At 61.8% G+C, this 18,761-nt stretch carries 18 protein-coding genes and 1 other RNA gene; 10 read left to right on the top strand and 9 right to left on the bottom strand.

Going from position 1 to position 18,761, the window contains the following annotated elements; translation table 11 throughout:
• Positions 1 to 144: 144 nt before the first annotated feature.
• The 5 genes from AC3ZU9_RS20410 to AC3ZU9_RS20390 are packed head-to-tail and all read right to left on the bottom strand — an operon-like array spanning position 145 to position 4,934.
• Positions 145 to 1,362 (bottom strand): 2-octaprenyl-3-methyl-6-methoxy-1,4-benzoquinol hydroxylase, encoded by a 1,218-nt coding sequence (locus AC3ZU9_RS20410; RefSeq protein ID WP_490091240.1) that lies wholly within the window; start codon positions 1,360 to 1,362, stop codon positions 145 to 147.
• Between the two features lie 9 nt (positions 1,363 to 1,371).
• A complete protein-coding gene (locus AC3ZU9_RS20405) occupies positions 1,372 to 1,857 on the bottom strand; it encodes a DUF4442 domain-containing protein (protein ID WP_046034897.1) in 486 nt (161 codons plus the stop codon).
• The gene (ubiH, locus tag AC3ZU9_RS20400) at positions 1,850 to 3,037 is read right to left on the bottom strand and encodes a 2-octaprenyl-6-methoxyphenyl hydroxylase (protein WP_015886442.1); all 1,188 of its coding nucleotides are present in this window, start codon (positions 3,035 to 3,037) and stop codon (positions 1,850 to 1,852) included. The genes AC3ZU9_RS20405 and ubiH overlap by 8 nt, the downstream gene beginning before the upstream one ends.
• Positions 3,034 to 4,356, bottom strand: a complete 1,323-nt coding sequence (gene pepP / locus AC3ZU9_RS20395) for a Xaa-Pro aminopeptidase (protein ID WP_490091235.1) — start codon at positions 4,354 to 4,356, stop codon at positions 3,034 to 3,036. The genes ubiH and pepP overlap by 4 nt, the downstream gene beginning before the upstream one ends.
• Before the next feature lie 20 nt (positions 4,357 to 4,376).
• A complete protein-coding gene (locus AC3ZU9_RS20390; RefSeq protein WP_015886444.1) occupies positions 4,377 to 4,934 on the bottom strand; it encodes a YecA/YgfB family protein in 558 nt (185 codons plus the stop codon).
• Positions 4,935 to 5,072: 138 nt separating this feature from the next.
• On the opposite strand from AC3ZU9_RS20390, the gene AC3ZU9_RS20385 reads away from it, so the two are divergent.
• From AC3ZU9_RS20385 to AC3ZU9_RS20370, 4 genes are all read left to right on the top strand, one after another.
• Positions 5,073 to 5,282 carry a TIGR02449 family protein gene (locus tag AC3ZU9_RS20385; protein ID WP_007982902.1) on the top strand — a complete coding sequence of 70 codons (210 nt, stop codon included), beginning with the start codon at positions 5,073 to 5,075 and terminating at the stop codon, positions 5,280 to 5,282.
• On the top strand, positions 5,279 to 5,596 hold the full coding sequence (locus AC3ZU9_RS20380; protein ID WP_010207385.1) for a cell division protein ZapA: 318 nt from the start codon (positions 5,279 to 5,281) through the stop codon (positions 5,594 to 5,596). Before AC3ZU9_RS20385 ends, AC3ZU9_RS20380 begins: the two co-directional genes overlap by 4 nt.
• Before the next feature lie 30 nt (positions 5,597 to 5,626).
• Positions 5,627 to 5,805: non-coding RNA, 6S RNA (ssrS, locus tag AC3ZU9_RS20375), on the top strand.
• 56 nt (positions 5,806 to 5,861) lie between these two features.
• Entirely contained in the window at positions 5,862 to 6,491 is a 630-nt protein-coding gene (locus AC3ZU9_RS20370) for a 5-formyltetrahydrofolate cyclo-ligase (protein WP_015886445.1), read from the top strand.
• A gap of 7 nt (positions 6,492 to 6,498) precedes the next feature.
• Here the strand turns inward: AC3ZU9_RS20370 and AC3ZU9_RS20365 are convergent, their stop codons facing one another.
• On the bottom strand, positions 6,499 to 6,645 hold the full coding sequence (locus AC3ZU9_RS20365; RefSeq protein ID WP_015886446.1) for a hypothetical protein: 147 nt from the start codon (positions 6,643 to 6,645) through the stop codon (positions 6,499 to 6,501).
• Between the two features lie 194 nt (positions 6,646 to 6,839).
• Between AC3ZU9_RS20365 and AC3ZU9_RS20360 the strand changes: the two genes are divergently transcribed.
• From AC3ZU9_RS20360 to AC3ZU9_RS20345, 4 genes are all read left to right on the top strand, one after another.
• Positions 6,840 to 7,289, top strand: coding sequence for an EVE domain-containing protein (locus AC3ZU9_RS20360; RefSeq protein WP_015886447.1), 450 nt, complete (start codon positions 6,840 to 6,842; stop codon positions 7,287 to 7,289).
• A gap of 69 nt (positions 7,290 to 7,358) precedes the next feature.
• Positions 7,359 to 8,324 (top strand): HlyD family secretion protein, encoded by a 966-nt coding sequence (locus AC3ZU9_RS20355; protein WP_046035028.1) that lies wholly within the window; start codon positions 7,359 to 7,361, stop codon positions 8,322 to 8,324.
• Positions 8,321 to 11,038: a ribosome-associated ATPase/putative transporter RbbA gene (gene rbbA, locus AC3ZU9_RS20350; RefSeq protein WP_490091234.1), complete on the top strand. Its 2,718-nt coding sequence runs from the start codon at positions 8,321 to 8,323 to the stop codon at positions 11,036 to 11,038. Before AC3ZU9_RS20355 ends, rbbA begins: the two co-directional genes overlap by 4 nt.
• Positions 11,038 to 12,156 (top strand): ABC transporter permease, encoded by a 1,119-nt coding sequence (locus tag AC3ZU9_RS20345; RefSeq protein ID WP_102061186.1) that lies wholly within the window; start codon positions 11,038 to 11,040, stop codon positions 12,154 to 12,156. The genes rbbA and AC3ZU9_RS20345 overlap by 1 nt, the downstream gene beginning before the upstream one ends.
• A gap of 97 nt (positions 12,157 to 12,253) precedes the next feature.
• Here the strand turns inward: AC3ZU9_RS20345 and AC3ZU9_RS20340 are convergent, their stop codons facing one another.
• Positions 12,254 to 12,661, bottom strand: coding sequence for a flagellar basal body-associated protein FliL (locus tag AC3ZU9_RS20340; RefSeq protein WP_015886451.1), 408 nt, complete (start codon positions 12,659 to 12,661; stop codon positions 12,254 to 12,256).
• Between the two features lie 150 nt (positions 12,662 to 12,811).
• Between AC3ZU9_RS20340 and AC3ZU9_RS20335 the strand changes: the two genes are divergently transcribed.
• Together AC3ZU9_RS20335 and glpT are read left to right on the top strand one after the other, a co-directional pair.
• Positions 12,812 to 13,789: an NADPH:quinone oxidoreductase family protein gene (locus AC3ZU9_RS20335; RefSeq protein ID WP_490091233.1), complete on the top strand. Its 978-nt coding sequence runs from the start codon at positions 12,812 to 12,814 to the stop codon at positions 13,787 to 13,789.
• Positions 13,790 to 14,084: 295 nt separating this feature from the next.
• A complete protein-coding gene (glpT, locus tag AC3ZU9_RS20330) occupies positions 14,085 to 15,422 on the top strand; it encodes a glycerol-3-phosphate transporter (RefSeq protein WP_015886453.1) in 1,338 nt (445 codons plus the stop codon).
• Here glpT and AC3ZU9_RS20325 read toward each other — a convergent pair.
• Both AC3ZU9_RS20325 and AC3ZU9_RS20320 read right to left on the bottom strand, forming a co-directional pair.
• Positions 15,419 to 16,072, bottom strand: coding sequence for a gamma-glutamylcyclotransferase (locus AC3ZU9_RS20325; RefSeq protein WP_015886454.1), 654 nt, complete (start codon positions 16,070 to 16,072; stop codon positions 15,419 to 15,421). The two genes, glpT and AC3ZU9_RS20325, sit on opposite strands and share 4 nt — an antisense overlap.
• A 27-nt stretch (positions 16,073 to 16,099) precedes the next feature.
• Positions 16,100 to 18,487, bottom strand: coding sequence for a TonB-dependent receptor plug domain-containing protein (locus AC3ZU9_RS20320; protein ID WP_093542609.1), 2,388 nt, complete (start codon positions 18,485 to 18,487; stop codon positions 16,100 to 16,102).
• Positions 18,488 to 18,761 lie beyond the last annotated feature (274 nt).

Raw genomic sequence — 18,761 nt, 5'->3', positions numbered from 1 at the left:
AAAAAGAGGGCAAATGATAAGGACTGGCATTTAGTGGCGCTTGGTGGAGGCGTTACCAGATGTTGCATGAGGGAGTGTGCGATGAAGCGGATAGCCTCATCGCGGCCTATCTTTTACGAGCACAGCAGTAACCGCATTTCGATGTCAGGGTTTTGCCAGGTCAGGTAGATCGCCGGTCAGGCCCAGCGCCTGGCGTACAAACACGGCCTTGGCTTCAGGCATCTGGTCGACCATCTTCAAGCCAGCATTGCGCAACCAGCGCAGCGGTAGTTGGTCAGCCTGGAACAGCCGCTCGAAACCTTCCATCGCCGCCATCAACGCCAGGTTATGCGGCATGCGCCGACGCTCATAACGACTCAGCACCTTCACATCCGCCAGCCGCTCACCACGCTCGGTTGCCGCCAACAACACCTCGGCCAACACCGCCGCATCGAGGAAACCCAGGTTCACACCCTGCCCCGCCAACGGGTGTATCACGTGTGCCGCGTCTCCGATCAACGCCAGGCCCTCAGCCACGTAACGCTTGGCGTGACGCTGGCGCAAAGGCACGCACACACGCGGGTCGGCGCTCACCACGGTCCCCAACCGCCCTTCAAAGGCGCGCTCCAATTCACCGCAGAAGCTTTCATCGTGCAACGCCATCAGGCGCTCGGACTCGGCCGGCGTGGTCGACCAGACGATCGAGCACCAATCCTCCTGCCCATCCCGCACCAGCGGCAAAAACGCCAGCGGCCCGGTGTCGGTAAACCGTTGCCACGCCGTGCGCTGGTGCGGCTGGCTGCTGCGCACGCTGGTGACAATGGCGTTATGCAGGTAATCCCATTCGCGGGTCGCAGTGCCGGTCAGGCGGCGCACGGCGGAGTGGGCGCCGTCGGCGGCTACCACCAGCGGCGCACGCAACTTACGGCCATCGGCCAACGTCAGCAGCCAGTCATCGCCGGAGCGGCGCATCTGTTCCAGGCGGGCATTGGCCAGCAGGCCCAGGTCACAGTCATGCAAGCGGTCGAGCAAGGCATCCTGAACCACGCGGTTCTCGACGATGTGCCCAAGCACCTCGGCATGCACGCTGGCCGCCGAAAAGTGGATCTGCCCGGTGCCGCTGCCGTCCCACACCTGCATCTCGCCGTAGGGGCTGGCGCGCCGCGAGACGATACCGTCCCACACGCCCAGGCGCTCGAGGATGCGCTGGCTGGCGGCCGACAAGGCGCTCACCCGGGGCTCGAAGGCCGCATCACGGTCGAACGGCTTGACGCTCAACGGGCTGCCGTCGAGCAACAGCACCTGCAGGCCACTGCCCTGCAACGCAAGCGCCAAGGCGCTTCCGACCATTCCGGCCCCGACAATCAGCACATCTGCGCGCATGTCCATGCTTTAAGCCTGTCTCACTGGCGGCTTGCGCCGCACATAAAGGGTTTTGTCGACCCGCGCCACCAGGGTGCCGGAGCCGTCATGAATCTGCACCTTGAGGTGGGGCAGGTACTTCTCGCCCCCTTCGGTGTGTCGACGGACCTCGTCCAGCAAGGCCTCGTCGATGGAAAATTCGGCATACACCGGGCCTTTGCCCGGCGACACGAAGTCAATGCTCGCGGCCTTGTCCCACACAATGTAGTCGCGGCCCAGGTTCTCCATCAGCATCAGCATGTAGAACGGGTCAACCATCGAATACAGGCTGCCGCCGAATTGCGTGCCGACATAGTTGCGGTTGTACCAGCCCAGACCCATGCGCACTTTGACGTGACGGAAATCGGCGCTCATGTGCCGGACGCTGACCCCCGCCCCCAGGTACGGCGGATACAGGGTCATGATCCAGCGCAATAACCGCGCCTTGCCCAGGCGCTCGATCAACCACTTACGCATCGGGTCGCGTGCCCAGGCCCATGGCCTGACGGGCGAACCAGCGTTTGGCCGGTGGCAACAGGTCCAGGCCCAGCAGGCCCATGTTGCGGCCCAGCGCCACCAGCGGCTGGGCGCTGCCGAACAGGCGCGTGACCTGGTCGGAGAAGCCCACGGTTAGTTTCTGGTCCAAGCGCTGGCGTTCGCGATAGCCCTGCAAGGTCGCCAGGTCACCCGGCACTTGCGGCCCGGCCAGCAAGGCCTCGGCCAAGGCATTCGCATCGCGCAGGGACAGGTTGAAGCCTTGCCCGGCAATCGGGTGCAGGCTGTGTGCGGCGTTGCCGAGGATCGCCAGGTGGGAACGCACCTGCTCTTCGGCTTCGACCAAGGTCAGAGGGTACAGATGGCGGGCGCCGACTTGCTTGAGGGTGCCCAGGCGGTAGCCGAACACGCCCTGCAATTCACTCAAGAAGCTGCGTTCGTCGAGGTTGGCCAGGCGCTGTGCGTCCATGCCGATGCGGGTCCAGACCAGGGCGCAGCGGTTGTCCGGCAGCGGCAACAGGGCCATCGGGCCCTCATCGGTAAAGCGTTCGAAGGCTTCGCCGTTATGGGACTCGCTCGGGGTAATGTTGGCGATCAGCGCGCTCTGGTTGTACGGGCGGGTTTTCACGCCGATGCCCAGCTGTTCGCGCAGTCCGGAGCGGCCACCATCGGCCAGTACGGCGAGATCGCATTCCAGTACGGTTTCATCGTTGAGGGTCAGGCGGTAGCCATCGGCCAGCGGCTCCATGCGTGTGACTTCCGCCGGGCAACGCCAGCTGACCACGTCTTTGTCCAGGCCTTGCCACAGGCATTGGCCCAGCCAGGCGTTTTCCACCACGTAACCGAGGGCCGGCACGCCCTCCTCCATGGCAGACAAACGTGCGGTGGAGAAACGCCCACGATCCGACACGTGGATTTGCTTGATCGGCTCGGCACGGCGGGAAATGTCCTGCCACAGGCCCAGACGCTGATAGATCTGCCGGGCGCCATAGGACAGCGCCGAAGACCGCGCATCGTAGCTCGGCTGGTAGCTGTCGCCCGGCGCGAAGGGTTCGATCAGCACGATCTTCCAGCCACGGGCCTTGGCCCCGGCCTGCAACGCCAGCGCCAGGCTGGCGCCTACCAAGCCTCCGCCGATAATGGCCAGGTTGACCCGGCTCATCGGGCAGCCGCCATCAGCGCTTCGATGTCGGCGACGGTCTTGGGCACGCCGCCGGTCAGGATTTCACAGCCTTGCTTGGTCACTACCACGTCGTCCTCGATGCGTACGCCAATGCCACGCCATTTCTTTGCCACGTTCTGGTTGTCCGGCGAAATGTAGATCCCCGGCTCCACGGTCAACGCCATGCCGACTTCCAGCACACGCCATTCACCGCCCACTTTGTACTCGCCCACGTCATGTACATCCATGCCCAGCCAATGGCCGGCGCGGTGCATATAGAAGGCCTTATAGGCTTCGCTGGCGATCAACTCGTCGACGTCGCCCTGCAACAATCCCAGCTTTACCAGCCCGGCGGTGATGACCTGCACCGTGGCCTCATGGGCCTGGTTCCAATGTTTGTCCGGGGCGATTTCGGCGAAGGCGGCTTCCTGGGAGGCCAGCACAATCTCGTAGATCGCCTTCTGTTCCGGCGAGAACTTGCCGTTGACCGGCCAGGTACGGGTGATGTCGCTGGCGTAGCAGTCGATCTCACAACCGGCGTCGATCAGCACCAGATCGCCGTCCTTGAGCAGCGCGTCGTTTTGCTGGTAATGCAGGATGCAGCTGTTGCGCCCGGCGGCGACGATGGAACCGTAGGCCGGCATCTTTGCGCCGCCCTTGCGGAACTCATAGTCCAATTCTGCTTCCAGGCTGAACTCATGCAAACCGGCGCGGCTGGCCTGCATCGCCTTCACGTGGGCGGCGCAGGAGATTCGGGCCGCCTCGCGCATCACCTTCAACTCTGCCGCCGATTTATACAGGCGCATGTCGTGGAGCAGATGATCCAGGGCAACGAATTCGTTCGGCGGCTGGGCGCCCAGGTGCGCTTTAGAGCGGATCACGTTGATCCACTCCATCAGGTGCCGGTCGAATTCGGCGTTGCTGCCCATCGCCGAGTACACCCGGTCGCGGCCTTCGATCAGGCCGGGCAGGATGTCGTCGATATCGGTGATAGGGAAGGCATCGTCGGCACTGAAGTCACGGATCGCGCCTTCGGTGCCGGCGCGCAGGCCGTCCCACAGCTCGCGTTCGACATTGCGCTCGCGGCAGAACAGCACGTACTCGCCGTGCTGGCGACCGGGCATCAACACGATCACGGCTTCCGGCTCGGGGAAACCGCTCAGGTACTGGAAGTCACTGTCCTGGCGGTACACGTGCTCGACATCGCGATTGCGGATCGCCACGGCGGCGGCCGGCAGGATCGCGATGCTGTTGGGTTCCATCTGCGCCATGAGCGCCTTGCGGCGTCGGGTGTATTCCGCTTTGGGGATATGGATCATGGGCAGATGGGCTTCCTTTCTTAGTGCAGCGACGGCTTGGGTGCAGCAGGCTCAGCGGACTTCTTGGTCTCGGTGAACAGCAGCAGCGGCGCAACGCGCAGGTACTCCATCACCTCCATGTAGTCGCCTTCGCCGTCTTCGGACTCTTCCAGGGCGTCCTGCACCTGGGAGATGGCTGCCAGGTCCTGCAGCACTTCCTTGGCGTCGGTGCTCAGTTCCAGGCCACCGGCGTTCACACCGAAACCGTGGAGGAAGCCCTGGCACCATTGGCCCAGTGCAGCGGCGCGCTCGGTGAGCGGCGCGTCGTCGGTCGGCAGCAGCAGGACCACGGTGACGTCGTCACCGGTCAGCTCGCCCTTGACCATCTCTTGCAGGCCGATCAGCGCGTTACGCACGTTGTCGGTCGGTTCGGTTTCCAGCAGCTCGGCCACGTCAGCCAGCCAGTTGTCGGCATCAAAGCCAACACCGGTGCAGCTGCGGCCCAGCAACACGCCGTGCAGTTCGGCAGGCGAGCATGGGTGGCCGCTGGTGCTCAGCAGTTTGGAAAAAGCGTCGTACGGGGAGTTCTGAATAGGCATGGTGAGCTAGGCGCCAGACGGCGCAATGTCTAGAATGGAGCGCTGTATCCTAGCACCGGCAGACGTACCAAGACTATCAAGGGCGTCAGATCGTTTATCCTGCAGTTGCCATTCATCAGACAAATCCAGTGGAACCCAATGGAAGACACCGACCTGCAAGCGCTGATGGCCAGACTCGAATTGCTAATTACTCGGGTCGAGCAACTTAAGAGTCAAAACGGACTCCTATTAGCTCAGGAAAAGACCTGGCGCGAGGAACGCGCTCACCTCATTGAAAAAAACGAAATCGCCCGGCGTAAGGTCGAATCGATGATTTCGCGCCTGAAGGCCCTGGAGCAAGACTCATGAGTTCAAGCAATAGCGTCACCGTGCAGATCCTCGATAAAGAATACTCGATCATCTGCCCCCAGGAAGAGCGCAGCAACCTGGTGAGCGCCGCCCGCTACCTGGATGGCAAGATGCGTGAAATCCGCAGCAGCGGCAAAGTCATCGGCGCCGACCGCATCGCCGTGATGGCCGCACTGAACATCACCCACGATTTGCTGCATAAGCAGGAACGCCCTGACGTGCAGGCCAGCGGCTCCACCCGTGAGCAGGTGCGTGACCTGCTGGAACGCGTGGATCTGGTGCTTTCCAGCGACTCAGACGCACCCAAGGGCTGATTGCCGCGACTGTTTGGGGTATACTCGCCCCACTCCCTGGCGTGTTTGCCAGTCGGCGATGTCCCTGAGCCGATTCGCACTACCCTGGAAGTTGCACGTTGGGCTGGTGTGCATGTCCGCTAGACGGAAAGCCTTAAAGCCTACTGCATCTTCCACCTTGAACTTTCGGGTTCAAGGGCTAAGTCGACAGCGGCTCTGTCGGGGAGCCTGAATTCCCAAACTCAATGCCAGTCCTCGGACTGGCATTGTTTTATGAGCCGAAACCATGACCGAACCTGCGCCGCTTTCCCGTCCGCAACTTCGACGCATGTTGCGCAATGCCCGCCGCGCCCTCACGCCGAGCGAGCAGCGCAAGGCCGCCCACGGCCTGTATCGGCAACTGGCACAGCACCCGCTGTTTCGCCGCGCCAAACATATCTCTTTGTATTTACCGACGGACGGTGAAATCGATCCGCGCCTGCTGCTGCGCGCCGCCCAGCGCCGTGGCAAGGCCACCTACCTGCCGGTGCTCAGCGCCTGGCCACGGACCAAGATGGTGTTCCAACGGGTAAGACCTGGGGAAAAGCTGCTGCCCAATCGCTTTCGCATCCTGGAGCCACGCGTGAATATCAGCCGCCAACGCAAGGTCTGGGCGCTGGACCTGGTGCTGCTGCCGTTGGTGGGGTTCGATGATGCGGGGGGACGCCTGGGCATGGGCGGCGGGTTTTACGATCGCAGCCTGGCATATCTGGCGCGCCGCCAAAGCTGGCGCAAACCGACGCTGCTGGGCCTGGCCCATGAATGTCAGAAGGTCGAGCGTTTGGTGCAGGCGAGTTGGGATGTGCCGCTGGCTGGCACCGTCACCGATAAGCAGTGGTATATCGCAGGGACGCCACTGGAATCAGCGGCGCCTTGAAGCCGTGTTAACGCTTGAATTGCTGCTGCACGGGTGACAGTTCAACCGGCGCATCGGTCTTGTTCGACCACAAGCTTTGCGCATACCCGGTGGTCACGACGCCCAGACCAAACAAAATCACCAAAATCCATAGTAAATCCGGTTTACGTTGCATCGATTGCCCCCCTTCAGGCACCTCGTACACGATGACAACAACGTTCCAAAGTAGTCCGTTGCAGCTGCGTCAAGCTTAAAGGCCGGCATTTTGCGGTAACGTGAACCAACACGCAAACCTTGGCGCCAACCGACTGTCGGTTTGTCATCAAATTGCCTGACAACTTGCCCAATGCCTTTTTCAGGAGCCCAAAAATGGCCTATTGGCTGATGAAATCCGAGCCCGACGAACTCTCCATCAACGGTCTGGAAAAGCTCGGTGAAGCACGCTGGGACGGGGTGCGTAACTACCAGGCCCGCAACTTCCTGCGCGCCATGGCGGTGGGTGACGAATTTTTCTTTTATCACTCCAGTTGCCCGGAGCCGGGTATTGCCGGTATCGGCAAGATCGTCGAGGCGGCCTATCCGGACCCTACTGCATTGGAGCCACAAAGCCACTACTTCGACGCGAAGGCCACCCCGGAGAAAAACCCGTGGAGTGCGATCAACGTGGCCCACGTCCAGACCTTTCCCAAAGTGCTCGGCCTCGGTTACCTGAAGCAGCAAACCGCCCTTGCCGAACTGCCCCTGGTGCAAAAAGGCAGCCGGCTGTCGGTGATGGCCGTCACGCCCGAGCAATGGGCTGCAGTAATCAACTTGCTTTAACTGACCGGTATCAACGCCCCGCCGGGGCAAACCGCTCAAACTAGGACGCTAATGCCGCAGGAAGCCGCCATGTCGACGAATCACCACACCTCCCGTCTTTTCGCCGTCGCACTCATCGCTTTGTTGTTGGGTGCCGGTGGCTTTGGTTACTGGCGCTCCACCCAGGACCGCCTGCCGGAAGGCATTGGCATGGGCAATGGCCGCTTGGAATCCACCGAAGTGCAGATCGCCGCCAAGATCCCCGGGCGCCTGGCCGAAGTGCGGGTTGACGAAGGCGACAAGGTGCTCAAGGGCCAATTGCTTGCACGCATGGACACCCGCACCCTCGAAGCCCAGCGCGCCCAGGCCGAAGCCGAAGTACTGCGCGCCAAGGAAAACTTCGCCGCCGCCGAAGCCAATGTGCAACTGCGCCAGAGCGAGCAACTGCTGGCCAACCAGGAACTCAAGCGCACCCAGGAGCTGTACAAGCGCGGCTTCGCCAGCAGCCAGTTGATCGACCAGCAGCAAGCGCGGCAAAACACCGGCAATGCGGCAGTGATTGCCGCCCAAGCGCAGGTCAACTCGGGAAAGGCCGCCATCGGAGCCGCCCAGGCCCAGGTGGCCCAACTTACCAGCGAAATCGACGACAGCAGCCTGCGCGCCCCCATCGACGGCATTATCCAATTGCGCCTGGCCGAGCCAGGTGAGGTGCTGGGCGCGGGTGGGCGCGTGCTGCTGTTGATTGATCCCAATGATCAATACATGAACCTCTACCTGCCCGCGTCCGTCACCGGTCGCCTGACCGTCGGCAGCGACGCGCGTATCCTGCTCGACGCCCTGCCCGGCCAGCCACTGCCGGCCAAGATCAGTTTTGTCGCCGCCAAATCCCAGTTCACCCCCAAGGAAGTGGAAACCCGCGACGAGCGCCAAAAACTGGTCTTCCGCGTCAAACTGCGCCTCACCCAGCCCAGCGCCGTGCCCCAAGCCAAACCGGGCATGCCCGGCGCAGGTTATGTGCGCACGGCTGACACTGACTGGCCGGCCAACCTGCAATGACCGCCCTGGCGCTGCAGGCCACGGGCATCAATCATCGCTACGGCAAGCAGCAGGCACTGGTCGACATCACGTTCAGCTTGCCGGCCGGTACGCGCTGCGGGTTGATCGGTCCGGATGGCGCGGGCAAGTCGAGCCTGCTGGGTTTGATCGCCGGGGTTAAAAAACTTCAGGATGGCCAGTTGCACGTGCTCGGCGGCGCCATCGAAGACCGCCGTCACCGCAACAGCCTGTACCCACGCATTGCCTTTATGCCCCAGGGTTTGGGCGGCAACCTGTACCCCGAGCTGTCTATCCGCGAAAACATCCGATTCTTCGCCACGTTGTTCGGCCTGTCGAAAGCCGATTGCGACCAGCGCATGCACAACCTGCTGCTGGCCACCGACCTCGCACGCTTCGCCGACCGTCCGGCCGGCAAGCTGTCTGGCGGTATGAAGCAGAAGCTTGGCCTGTGTTGCGCGCTGATCCACGACCCCGACCTGTTGATCCTCGACGAGCCCACCACTGGCGTCGATCCGTTGTCACGTCGACGCTTCTGGGAATTGGTCGACAGTGTACGCAGCGAGCGGCCACAACTGACGCTGCTGGTGGCCACGGCATACATGGAAGAAGCCGAGCAGTTCGAGCATTGCCTGATGCTTGATCGCGGCAAGTTGATCGCCGACGGCCTGAGCAGTGAATTGGCTGGCGCAACATCCAGCGGCAAATTGGACGAGGCGTTCACCCACTTCCAGGGTGACAGCGCCCACGACAACCAACCGCTGGTGATTCCGCCGCGCGAAAGCGACAACACCGACATCGCCATCGAAGCCCACGACCTGACCCTGCGCTTCGGCGATTTCATCGCGGTCAACAACGTCAGCTTCGCCATCGGCCGAGGTGAAATATTCGGGTTCCTCGGCTCCAACGGCTGCGGCAAGACCACCACCATGAAAGTCCTCACCGGGCTGATGCCAGCCACTGAGGGCAGTGCGACGCTGCTGGGCAACCCGGTCAATGCCAAGGACCTGGCCACCCGCAAGCGCGTGGGGTTCATGTCGCAAAGCTTCTCGCTGTATGGCGAACTCAGCGTGCGCCAGAACCTGGTGCTGCATGCGCAATTGTTCGACTTGCCCACAGCTGATAGCGGTCCGCGCATTGACGAGCTGATCCAACGCTTCGATCTCATTGACGTCGCCGAGCAACCGTCCGGTGAACTGCCTCTCGGCCTGCGTCAGCGACTGTCATTGGCGGTGGCCGTATTGCATCGCCCGGAAGTGCTGATCCTCGATGAGCCCACCTCGGGCGTCGACCCGGCTGCGCGGGATGATTTCTGGCGACTGCTGATCGAGCTATCCCGCGAACAAGGCGTGACCATCTTCCTGTCCACCCACTTCATGAACGAAGCCCAGCGCTGCGATCGCATCTCCCTGATGCATGCGGGCAAGGTGCTGGCCTGCGATACACCGGATGCGCTGCGACGGCAATTTCACGGTGACACGCTGGAAGCCGCGTTCGTTACCTGCCTGGAACAGGCCCAGGGCGAAGCCGAGCCCGCTGCAGCCACCGCAACCGTCAGCGCGACCAGCGCACCGCCCGTGAGCAAGCGTGGATTCAGCCTGGCTCGCCTGTTGGCCGTGGCCAGCCGCGAAGGCAAGGAACTGCTGCGCGACAAAGTGCGCATGGCCTTCGCGCTGCTGGGAGCGATGTTCATGATGGTGATCTTCGGCTATGGCATTTCCCTGGACGTGGAAAACCTCGCGTTCGCCGTCTACGACCAGGACCAGACGCCGCAAAGCCGCGCCTATTTGGAAGCCTTTCGTAGCTCACGCTATTTCGCCGAGCAGTCGCCCATTCAGGATTCGACTGAGTTGCACCGACGCCTGCAACGTTCGGAAATCAAACTGGCCCTGGAGATTCCGCCCGGTTTTGGCCGCGACCTCTACGCCGGTCGCCAGCCCACAGTGGCCGCGTGGCTCGATGGCGGCATGCCGTTTCGCGCGGAAACCAGCCGCAACTACGTCGAGGCCGTACACCAGGGCAACCTTGCGCAACTGGCCGAACTGAGCAGCCTGCCCCGCAACGACCTGACCGCCGCCAGGCTGGAGACGCGCTTTCGCTATAACCAGGACGTGGTCAGCGTGAACGCCATCGGCCCCGGAGTGATGGCGCTGATCCTGGCGTTTATCCCGGCGATGCTCACCGCCCTCGGCATCGTGCGCGAGAAGGAGCTGGGCTCGATCACCAACTTCTACGCCACGCCGCTGACCCGCCTGGAGTTCCTGCTTGGCAAACAGGCGCCCTACCTGGCCGTCAGCTTGGTCAACCTGGCGGTATTGGTGGCGATGAACCGCTGGTTGTTCGGCGTACCGTTCAAGGGCAGCGGCCTGACACTGGCGTTCGGCGGGTTGCTGTACGTGCTGGCGACCACCAGCATGGGCTTGCTGATTTCGGCGTTCACCCGTACGCAGATCGCGGCGATCCTCGGCACGATGATCATCACCAGCCTGCCGACAATCCAGTTCTCCGGGCTGATCGTGCCACGCTCGTCACTGGAAGGAGCGGCGGCATTGATGGGCATGCTGTTTCCGGCCGGGCACTTTCTGGATATCGCCGTGGGCACGTTCACCAAGGCCCTGGACCTGCGCCAGTTGTGGCCGCAATGCCTGGCGCTGTTCGGGTTTTTCGTCGGGTTTACCGGGCTGAGCCTGATCATGCTCAAGAAGCAGGAGGCCTGATGCACACGTTCGCGCACATCCTGCGGCTGGGGGTCAAGGAGCTGACCAGCCTGCGACACGACAGCGTGTTGCTGCTGTTTTTGTTCTACGCCTTCACCGTCGCCATCTATATGCCCGCCGCCGGCTCGGTGATCGGCGTGCACAACGCCAGCGTGGCGTTTGTGGACGAAGACCACAGCTCACTCTCACGCCAAATGGCCGAGGCGTTGCAGCCGCCCGAGTTCCAAGCGCCTGTGCCGTTACCCTATGACCAGTTGGACAAGGTCATGGACAGCGGCGAATACACCTTCGTGATCAATGTGCCAGCGAACTTCCAGGCCGACCTGTTGGCAGGGCGCCAGCCGGGCGTGCAGGTGAATGTGGATGCCACGGCGATGAGCCAGGCGTTCATGGGCGCGGGCTACATTGGGCGGATATTTCAACGCGAACTGCTGACCAACAGCGGACAAGCCGATGCCGCCGGCCAGGCGCCCGCGTTGCTGACCACCCGCGCCCTGTTCAACACCAACTTGGAAGGTGGCTGGTTCCTGGCGGTGATCCAGATCGTCAACAACATCACCATCCTGGCTATCGTGCTGACCGGCACGGCGCTGCTGCGCGAACGCGAGCATGGCACCCTCGACCATCTGCTGGTACTGCCACTGACGGCGCTGGAAATCATGCTGGCGAAAATCTGGAGCAACATGCTCGTGGTGGTGCTGTGCACCTGGGTGTCGCTGGAAGTGGTGGTCAAAGGCCTGCTCGGCGTACCGCTGGCCGGGTCGCTGAGCTTGTTTCTGTTCGTGACGGCGCTGTACCTGTTTGCCAGCACCGCGCTGGGCATCTTCCTCGCCACCCTCGCCCGCTCGACGCCGCAGTTCGGCTTGCTGGCAATCCCGGTGATCATCCCGATGCTGCTGCTCTCAGGCGGCAGCACGCCGCTGGACAGCATGCCCGAGTGGCTGCAGTGGATAATGCAGGGCTCGCCGTCGACGCATTTTGTGAGTCTGAGCGCGGCGATTCTGTTTCGGGATGCGGGAGTAAGCGTGGTGTGGCCGGACCTGCTGGCGCTGGCGGGGATTGGGTTGGTGTTTTTTGCGGTGGCGTTGGCGCGGTTCAGGAAGAGCCTGGCGTCCTGAGGCGTCTGTACCGCCGTCATCGGGGGCAAGCCCCCTCCCACATTTGATCGCATTCCAACTGTGGGAGGGGGCTTGCCCCCGATAGTCGCGTAGCGACTTATTGGATGATCAGGTTGTTGAACAACAGGTCTTCCACCACCGGCTTGCCCGTCTCGTCGTTCATCACTTGCTGGGTTTGCTTCAACGCTTCCTGGCGCAGCTTTTCCTTGCCTTCAACGGTGCTCATGGCCTCGTTGGTCTGCTGGGTGAACAGTGCCACCAGCTGGTTGCGGATCAATGGATCATTGGCTTTGACCAGTGCTGCCGCCTCGGTGCCGGTCACGCGCAGGGCGATGTCGGCCTTGAACACCTTGAGCTTCGCCGTGCCATCCAGGCCATAGTTACCCACGAACGGCGGGCTCAGGCTGATATAGCTGACTTTCGGCGCCTCGCCTTCTTTGGCCTCTTCGGCCTGGGCTGCCATCGGCAAGGTCAGGGCCAGCATCAATAGGATCCACGCTTTCACAGTTCATTCCTCACATTCGGTTGCCGGGTAGCATAACGCTAGCAAGGCAGAGCACAAGCTTATGGCGACTTATCAGGCCCGGGCATGCTCGTTGACCCAGGGGCATACCCTCCTACACTTATCGGCCACGACGCCAAAAGGAATAGTCCGATGAAAGCTGTGCTGTGCAAAGCCTTCGGCCCCGCCGAAACCCTGGTGCTGGAAGAGATCGCCAGCCCGGCGATCAAGAAGAACGAAATCCTGCTGGACGTGCATGCCGCCGGGGTCAACTTCCCGGACACCCTGATTATCGAGGGCAAGTACCAGTTCAAGCCGCCCTTCCCGTTCTCGCCGGGTGGCGAAGCGGCGGGCGTGGTCAGTGAAGTGGGCGAAAAAGTCAGCCACCTCAAAGTCGGTGACCGGGTCATGGCGCTGACCGGCTGGGGCAGCTTTGCCGAACAGGTCGCGGTGCCGGGCTATAACGTGCTGCCGATCCCGCCGAGCATGGACTTCAACACGGCCGCCGCGTTCAGCATGACCTACGGCACGTCCATGCACGCGCTGAAACAACGGGCCAACCTGCAACCCGGCGAAACCCTGTTGGTCCTGGGCGCCTCCGGAGGCGTGGGCCTGGCCGCCGTGGAAATCGGCAAGGCCATGGGCGCACGGGTGATCGCTGCCGCCAGCAGCGCCGACAAACTGGCGGTGGCGAAGGCCGCCGGCGCCGATGAGCTGGTCAACTACAGCGAAACCAGCCTGAAAGACGAGATCAAGCGCCTGACCGACGGCAACGGTGCCGATGTGATCTACGACCCGGTGGGGGGCGACCTGTTTGACCAAGCCATCCGCGCCATCGCCTGGAACGGCCGCTTGCTGGTGGTGGGGTTTGCCAGCGGGCGCATCCCGGAGCTGCCGGTGAACCTGGCGCTGCTCAAGGGTGCGGCGGTGGTGGGGGTGTTCTGGGGTTCATTTGCCCAGCGGCAGCCGCAGGACAATGCGGCGAATTTCCAGCAATTGTTCGGCTGGTACGCCGAGGGCAAGTTGAAGCCGTTGGTGTCGCAGGTGTATCCGCTGGAACAAGCCGCCCAGGCGATCAATGACCTGGGGCAGCGCAGGGCGGTGGGCAAGGTCGTCGTCCAAACGCGCTGAGCGATGTGAAATGCGCTCACAGGTGGAAGGGGGCTTGCTCCCGATTGCAGGGTGTCAGTCACTGAATCTGTCGACTGAGCCACCGCTATCGGGCGCAAACCCCCTCCCACATTTGGGTCTCCATCATCCTGAAGAACTCAACCACGACCCGCACTTATCTATTAGCGACATGTTCATAAGAGAACATGCAATTGCGCTCATTTCCTGTGTTTGCCACTAAGAGGCGATGCTATTTTCGGTAACGAAACTGTAACATTCGCATCCGCAGTCAAAACAAGAAATCTGGAGCCCTTGAATGTTTGCTTTCTTTCGTCCTGCCGCACATCAGGCGCCCCTGCCTGAAGAAAAAATAGACAGTACCTACCGACGCCTGCGCTGGCAGATCTTCGCCGGTATTTTCTTCGGTTACGCCGGGTACTACCTGCTGCGCAAAAACTTCTCCCTCGCCATGCCGTACCTGATCGACGAGGGTTACACCCGTGGTGAACTGGGCCTGGCGATGTCCGCCATCGCGATTGCCTACGGCCTGTCCAAATTCCTCATGGGCCTGGTGTCCGACCGCTCGAACCCGCGCTATTTCCTGCCCTTCGGCCTGTTGGTTTCAGCAGGGGTGATGTTCATTTTCGGTTTCGCACCTTGGGCGACGTCCAGCGTGACCATGATGTTCATTTTGCTGTTCATCAATGGCTGGGCCCAGGGCATGGGCTGGCCGCCGAGCGGACGCACCATGGTGCACTGGTGGTCGCAGAAAGAACGCGGTGGCGTGGTGTCGGTGTGGAACGTGGCGCATAACGTCGGCGGCGGCCTGATCGGCCCGCTGTTCCTGCTGGGCATGGCCTGGTTCAACGACTGGCATGCGGCGTTCTATGTACCGGCGACAGTGGCCTTGGCAGTGGCGGCGTTTGCCTTCATCACCATGCGCGACACGCCGCAGTCGGTCGGCCTGCCGCCGATTGAGAAATACAAGAACGATTACCCGGAAGGCTACGACGCCAGCCACGAAGACGAATTCAGCGCCAAGGAAATTTTCGTCAAGTACGTGCTGCGCAATAAAATGCTGTGGTACATCGCCTTCGCCAACGTCTTCGTCTACCTGCTGCGCTACGGCGTACTGGATTGGGCACCGACCTACCTCAAGGAAGCCAAGCACTTCACGGTCGATAAATCATCCTGGGCGTACTTCTTCTACGAATGGGCGGGTATCCCAGGCACGCTGCTGTGCGGCTGGATGTCGGACAAGATCTTCCGTGGCAACCGTGGCCTGACCGGTATCGTGTTCATGGCGCTGGTGACCGTGGCGACCCTGGTGTACTGGCTCAACCCGCCGGGCAACCCGATGGTCGACATGATCGCGCTGGTGTCCATCGGCTTCCTGATCTACGGCCCGGTGATGTTGATCGGCCTGCAGGCGCTGGAACTGGCACCGAAGAAAGCCGCCGGCACCGCGGCAGGTTTCACCGGTCTGTTCGGTTACCTGGGCGGTTCGGTGGCGGCGAGCGCGGCCATGGGCTACACCGTGGACCATTTCGGCTGGGACGGTGGTTTTGTGCTGCTGATTGGCGCGTGCGTATTGGCGATCGCCTTCCTGATCCCCACGCTGTGGCACACCAACAGCGTCAGCTCGGCGCGTTAATCGCCTGAGCAATCCTTTGCACAACGCTTGAGCCGCGCCTCCAGGTTTTTATCTGGCATGGCGTGGCTACGCAGGGCGTTGACGGTCTGCTCGACATAATCGCGAGTGGTGCCGTAACGCCCGCAAGCGCTTTGCAACACATGGTTCAGCACGATGTCGGGCAGGTTGCCGGCGTAGCTGGGCAGGTGTCGCTCCAATACAAACCCGAGCGCCTGCACGGTACTGCCATCCTCAAGACGGCAACTGAGCCAGTGCGGCCGATAGGAGGGGTAAGGCATCTCGCGCTGCCACAGGGCATACAGCGAGGCCTCCAGCTGATCTTCCGGCAAGCGGTAAGCGAACCCACTGCAAGAGCCTCCACGGTCCAGACCAAACACCAGCCCCGGCAACTCCGGCGTGCCCCGATGCTCGTGAGACCACAGGTACAGGCCCCGGTGATAACCGTGAACCCGCGCCCGCACGCGCTCAGTCGACGAGCATTCAGGCCGCCAGATCAGCGAACCATACGCAAACAGCCAGACCGGCCCACCCTTATGCCGAGCCATGGTGGCTTGCATCGAGCTCATCAATTGTTCGTGAGTGAGTTGCGGCCCAAGATCGAGTCGCGGAGGGTAAGCCAATTGCAAAAGATCGGTTTCAATGGCGGTCATGGCAAATCGCTTAGGTCTCCTGTGCTCTTACCAGTTATAGGCAACTTTACCGTAATAGAACGCGCCGCTGTAACCGTACGGCGAAAAAGTGCTATAGGCCAAATTGCCACCACTGCTGGCGAAGGCGTTGACCTTCTCCGGGTACTTATCAGTGACGTTGTCGCCGCCCAGGGTGAAGGTCCAGTTCTTCAGCTTGTAGTCTGCCGACAGGTCCAGCACCCAGGCCGCCTTGAAGGTCTGGTCATTGACCTTGTCTGCCTGGTAGCTGGTGAATTCACCATAGCGCACCAGGTTGCTGTGCAGCGCCCAACGGCCGAACGTGAAGTCGTTACCCAGGCTCAGCTTGTGTTGTGGCGTGGTATCGCCGAGCAAACCGATACGCTCGCGACGGTCCACGCGCAACAGGTTCACACCCAGGCTGTCGAGAATCGCCGGGTTGGCTTTTACGTCGGTGACTTTGGTGTGGTTGTAGTTATAGCCCACGGTGCTGTTCCAGCGGATACCGTTATCGAACTGGTAGCGATAGTTGGCCACGAGGTCGACACCGTCGGTGCTGGTGTCGGTCGCGTTGGTGAAGTAGCGGGCGCTGGTGTAGTTGATGTTGCCCACGCCATTGGCTTGCAGGTAGGCAATCGCCGCCGGGTTGAGGTTCAGGTTTGACGACAGGCTGATGCGGTCGCGGATGTCGATACGGTACACATCGAGCGTCACGGTCAGGTCATCGGCAGGCTCCAGCACCAGGCCGAGGCTGTAGTTGCGCGACTTTTCAGCCTTGAGGTCTTCGGCGCCGAGCAAGCGAGCCACCTGGCTGTTGGCCGGGAAGGTGCCCGCTTCCTGGACGGTACTGCCGATCAGTTGCGATGAGGTGTAGGCAAAGTTCTGCTGGGCCAGGGACGGCGCGCGGAAACCATTGGAAATACTGCCGCGCAAGGCCACCTGCGGGGTGAAGTCGTAGCGGGCCGACAGCGAGCCACTGACGTTGGAACCGAAGTCGCTGTAGTCCTCATGGCGCACGGCGGCGGAGGCGCTGAGTTTTTCGGTGAAATTGGTTTCCAGGTCCAGGTACTGCGCCCAGTTATGCCGTGTGCTCGTACCGGCGTCGGCGTCGCGGAAACCGCCCAGGCCGGAGCTGCCGGTCTGGAAGTAGGACGCCGGCTCACCCGCTTCGATCTCGTAACCCTGGTGCAGGTATTCGCCACCAAAGGCCACGGAGACCGGGTAAGGCAGGAAGCCCACGTCGAACTCACGCGACAGGTCCAGGCTGATCTGCTTCTGATCGTTGCTCAGGGTGCCGTTGTTGAACTTGCGCGGCGTGGCCAGGCCCAGGGACGTGTTGATGGTTTCGGTGCCCAGCTCGTACTGGTTCTTGCCGTAGTTGGCCGACAGGTCGTAATGCCAGTCGTAGGCCAATAGCCCACGCAGGCCCACCACCAGCGAGGTGTCTTCCAGGTTGCCCTTGATCAGCGGCAGGTAGCCGTTGGGGTTGAGTGCCGCGATGTTGTTGGAGGCGTTGCTCGCCCGGTAAAACGCTGCCGTCTCCCCGCGCCGTTTGCTGTAGCCACCGAAGCTGTAGAACTCGGCGGCATCGTTGAAGGCATATTCCGAGTTGAACTGGAATTTGCCTTCATCGGTGGCCGGCTCGCCCTGGCGGAACACGCGCTGGCCGTAGGTGGTGGAACCGATGCTGGCTGGGCGGTAATCATTGCCGGCGCGGTTGGTGTAATCGTTATCGGCGCCTTCGGCCGACAGGTTGATAAAGCCGTTGTCGCCCAGCGCCAGGCCGGTATTGCCGCTGACATTACGCTGGATACCGTCGCCCTTCTTGTACTCGCCGAACTTGGTGGAGATCGAGCCGCCCTGGTCGGCGTGCTTGAGGATCACGTTGATCACCCCGGCAATCGCATCGGAGCCATAGCGGGCGGACGCGCCGTCGCGCAGCACTTCGATATGGTCCACCGCCGACAGCGGGATCGCGTTCAAGTCCGCCGGTGCAGAGCCACGGCCCACCGCCCCACCCAGGTTGACGAAGGCGCTGGTGTGGCGACGTTTGCCATTGACCAGCACCAGCACCTGATCCGGCGACAGGCCGCGCAATTGCGCAGGACGCACCAGTTCGGCGCCGTCCACCAGGCTTGGGCGTGGGAAATTGATCGACGGAATCAGCCGCGCCAACACCGCGCCCAACTCATCGGAACCCGTGCTGCGCAAGGTATCTCCGGAAATCACATCGATCGGTGACAGCGAAGCACTGGCCGTACGCTCCTGGGCGCGGGTACCGGTGACGATCACAGTGTCGAGCTTGGGTGTATCGGTGGCGGACGTTTCGGCCGCAAAGACGGGATTGAAACCCACAGCGGTCAGCAAATTGGCCGACAAAATCGCCGTGTACAGCGCGTGTTGCTTGTAGCTCCCCATACCGCTCCCCTTGAATCAAAAACCAGAACGTCGTGCTCTGAGTTCGTACGATCGGTCCGGCTGGCGGGCGGTGGCGGTCAGTGATTGGTTGTTGTGAGTGTTCGGTAGTCCGTTGATATATAGCCTAATGATATTTATGAAACAAATTAAATACCTTTAAAGAATAAGCGAATGCATAAGCAAAACCGCCCATTCATCAGGATTGAGCGCGCCAATCTCGCTACTTTCAGCCCCGGTTCAGCCTGGGAACGTGCCAAACCCTCAAAATAACGCA

Source organism: Pseudomonas sp. A39, from assembly GCF_058145955.1.
This window is presented reverse-complemented; position numbering and strand designations above follow the sequence as displayed.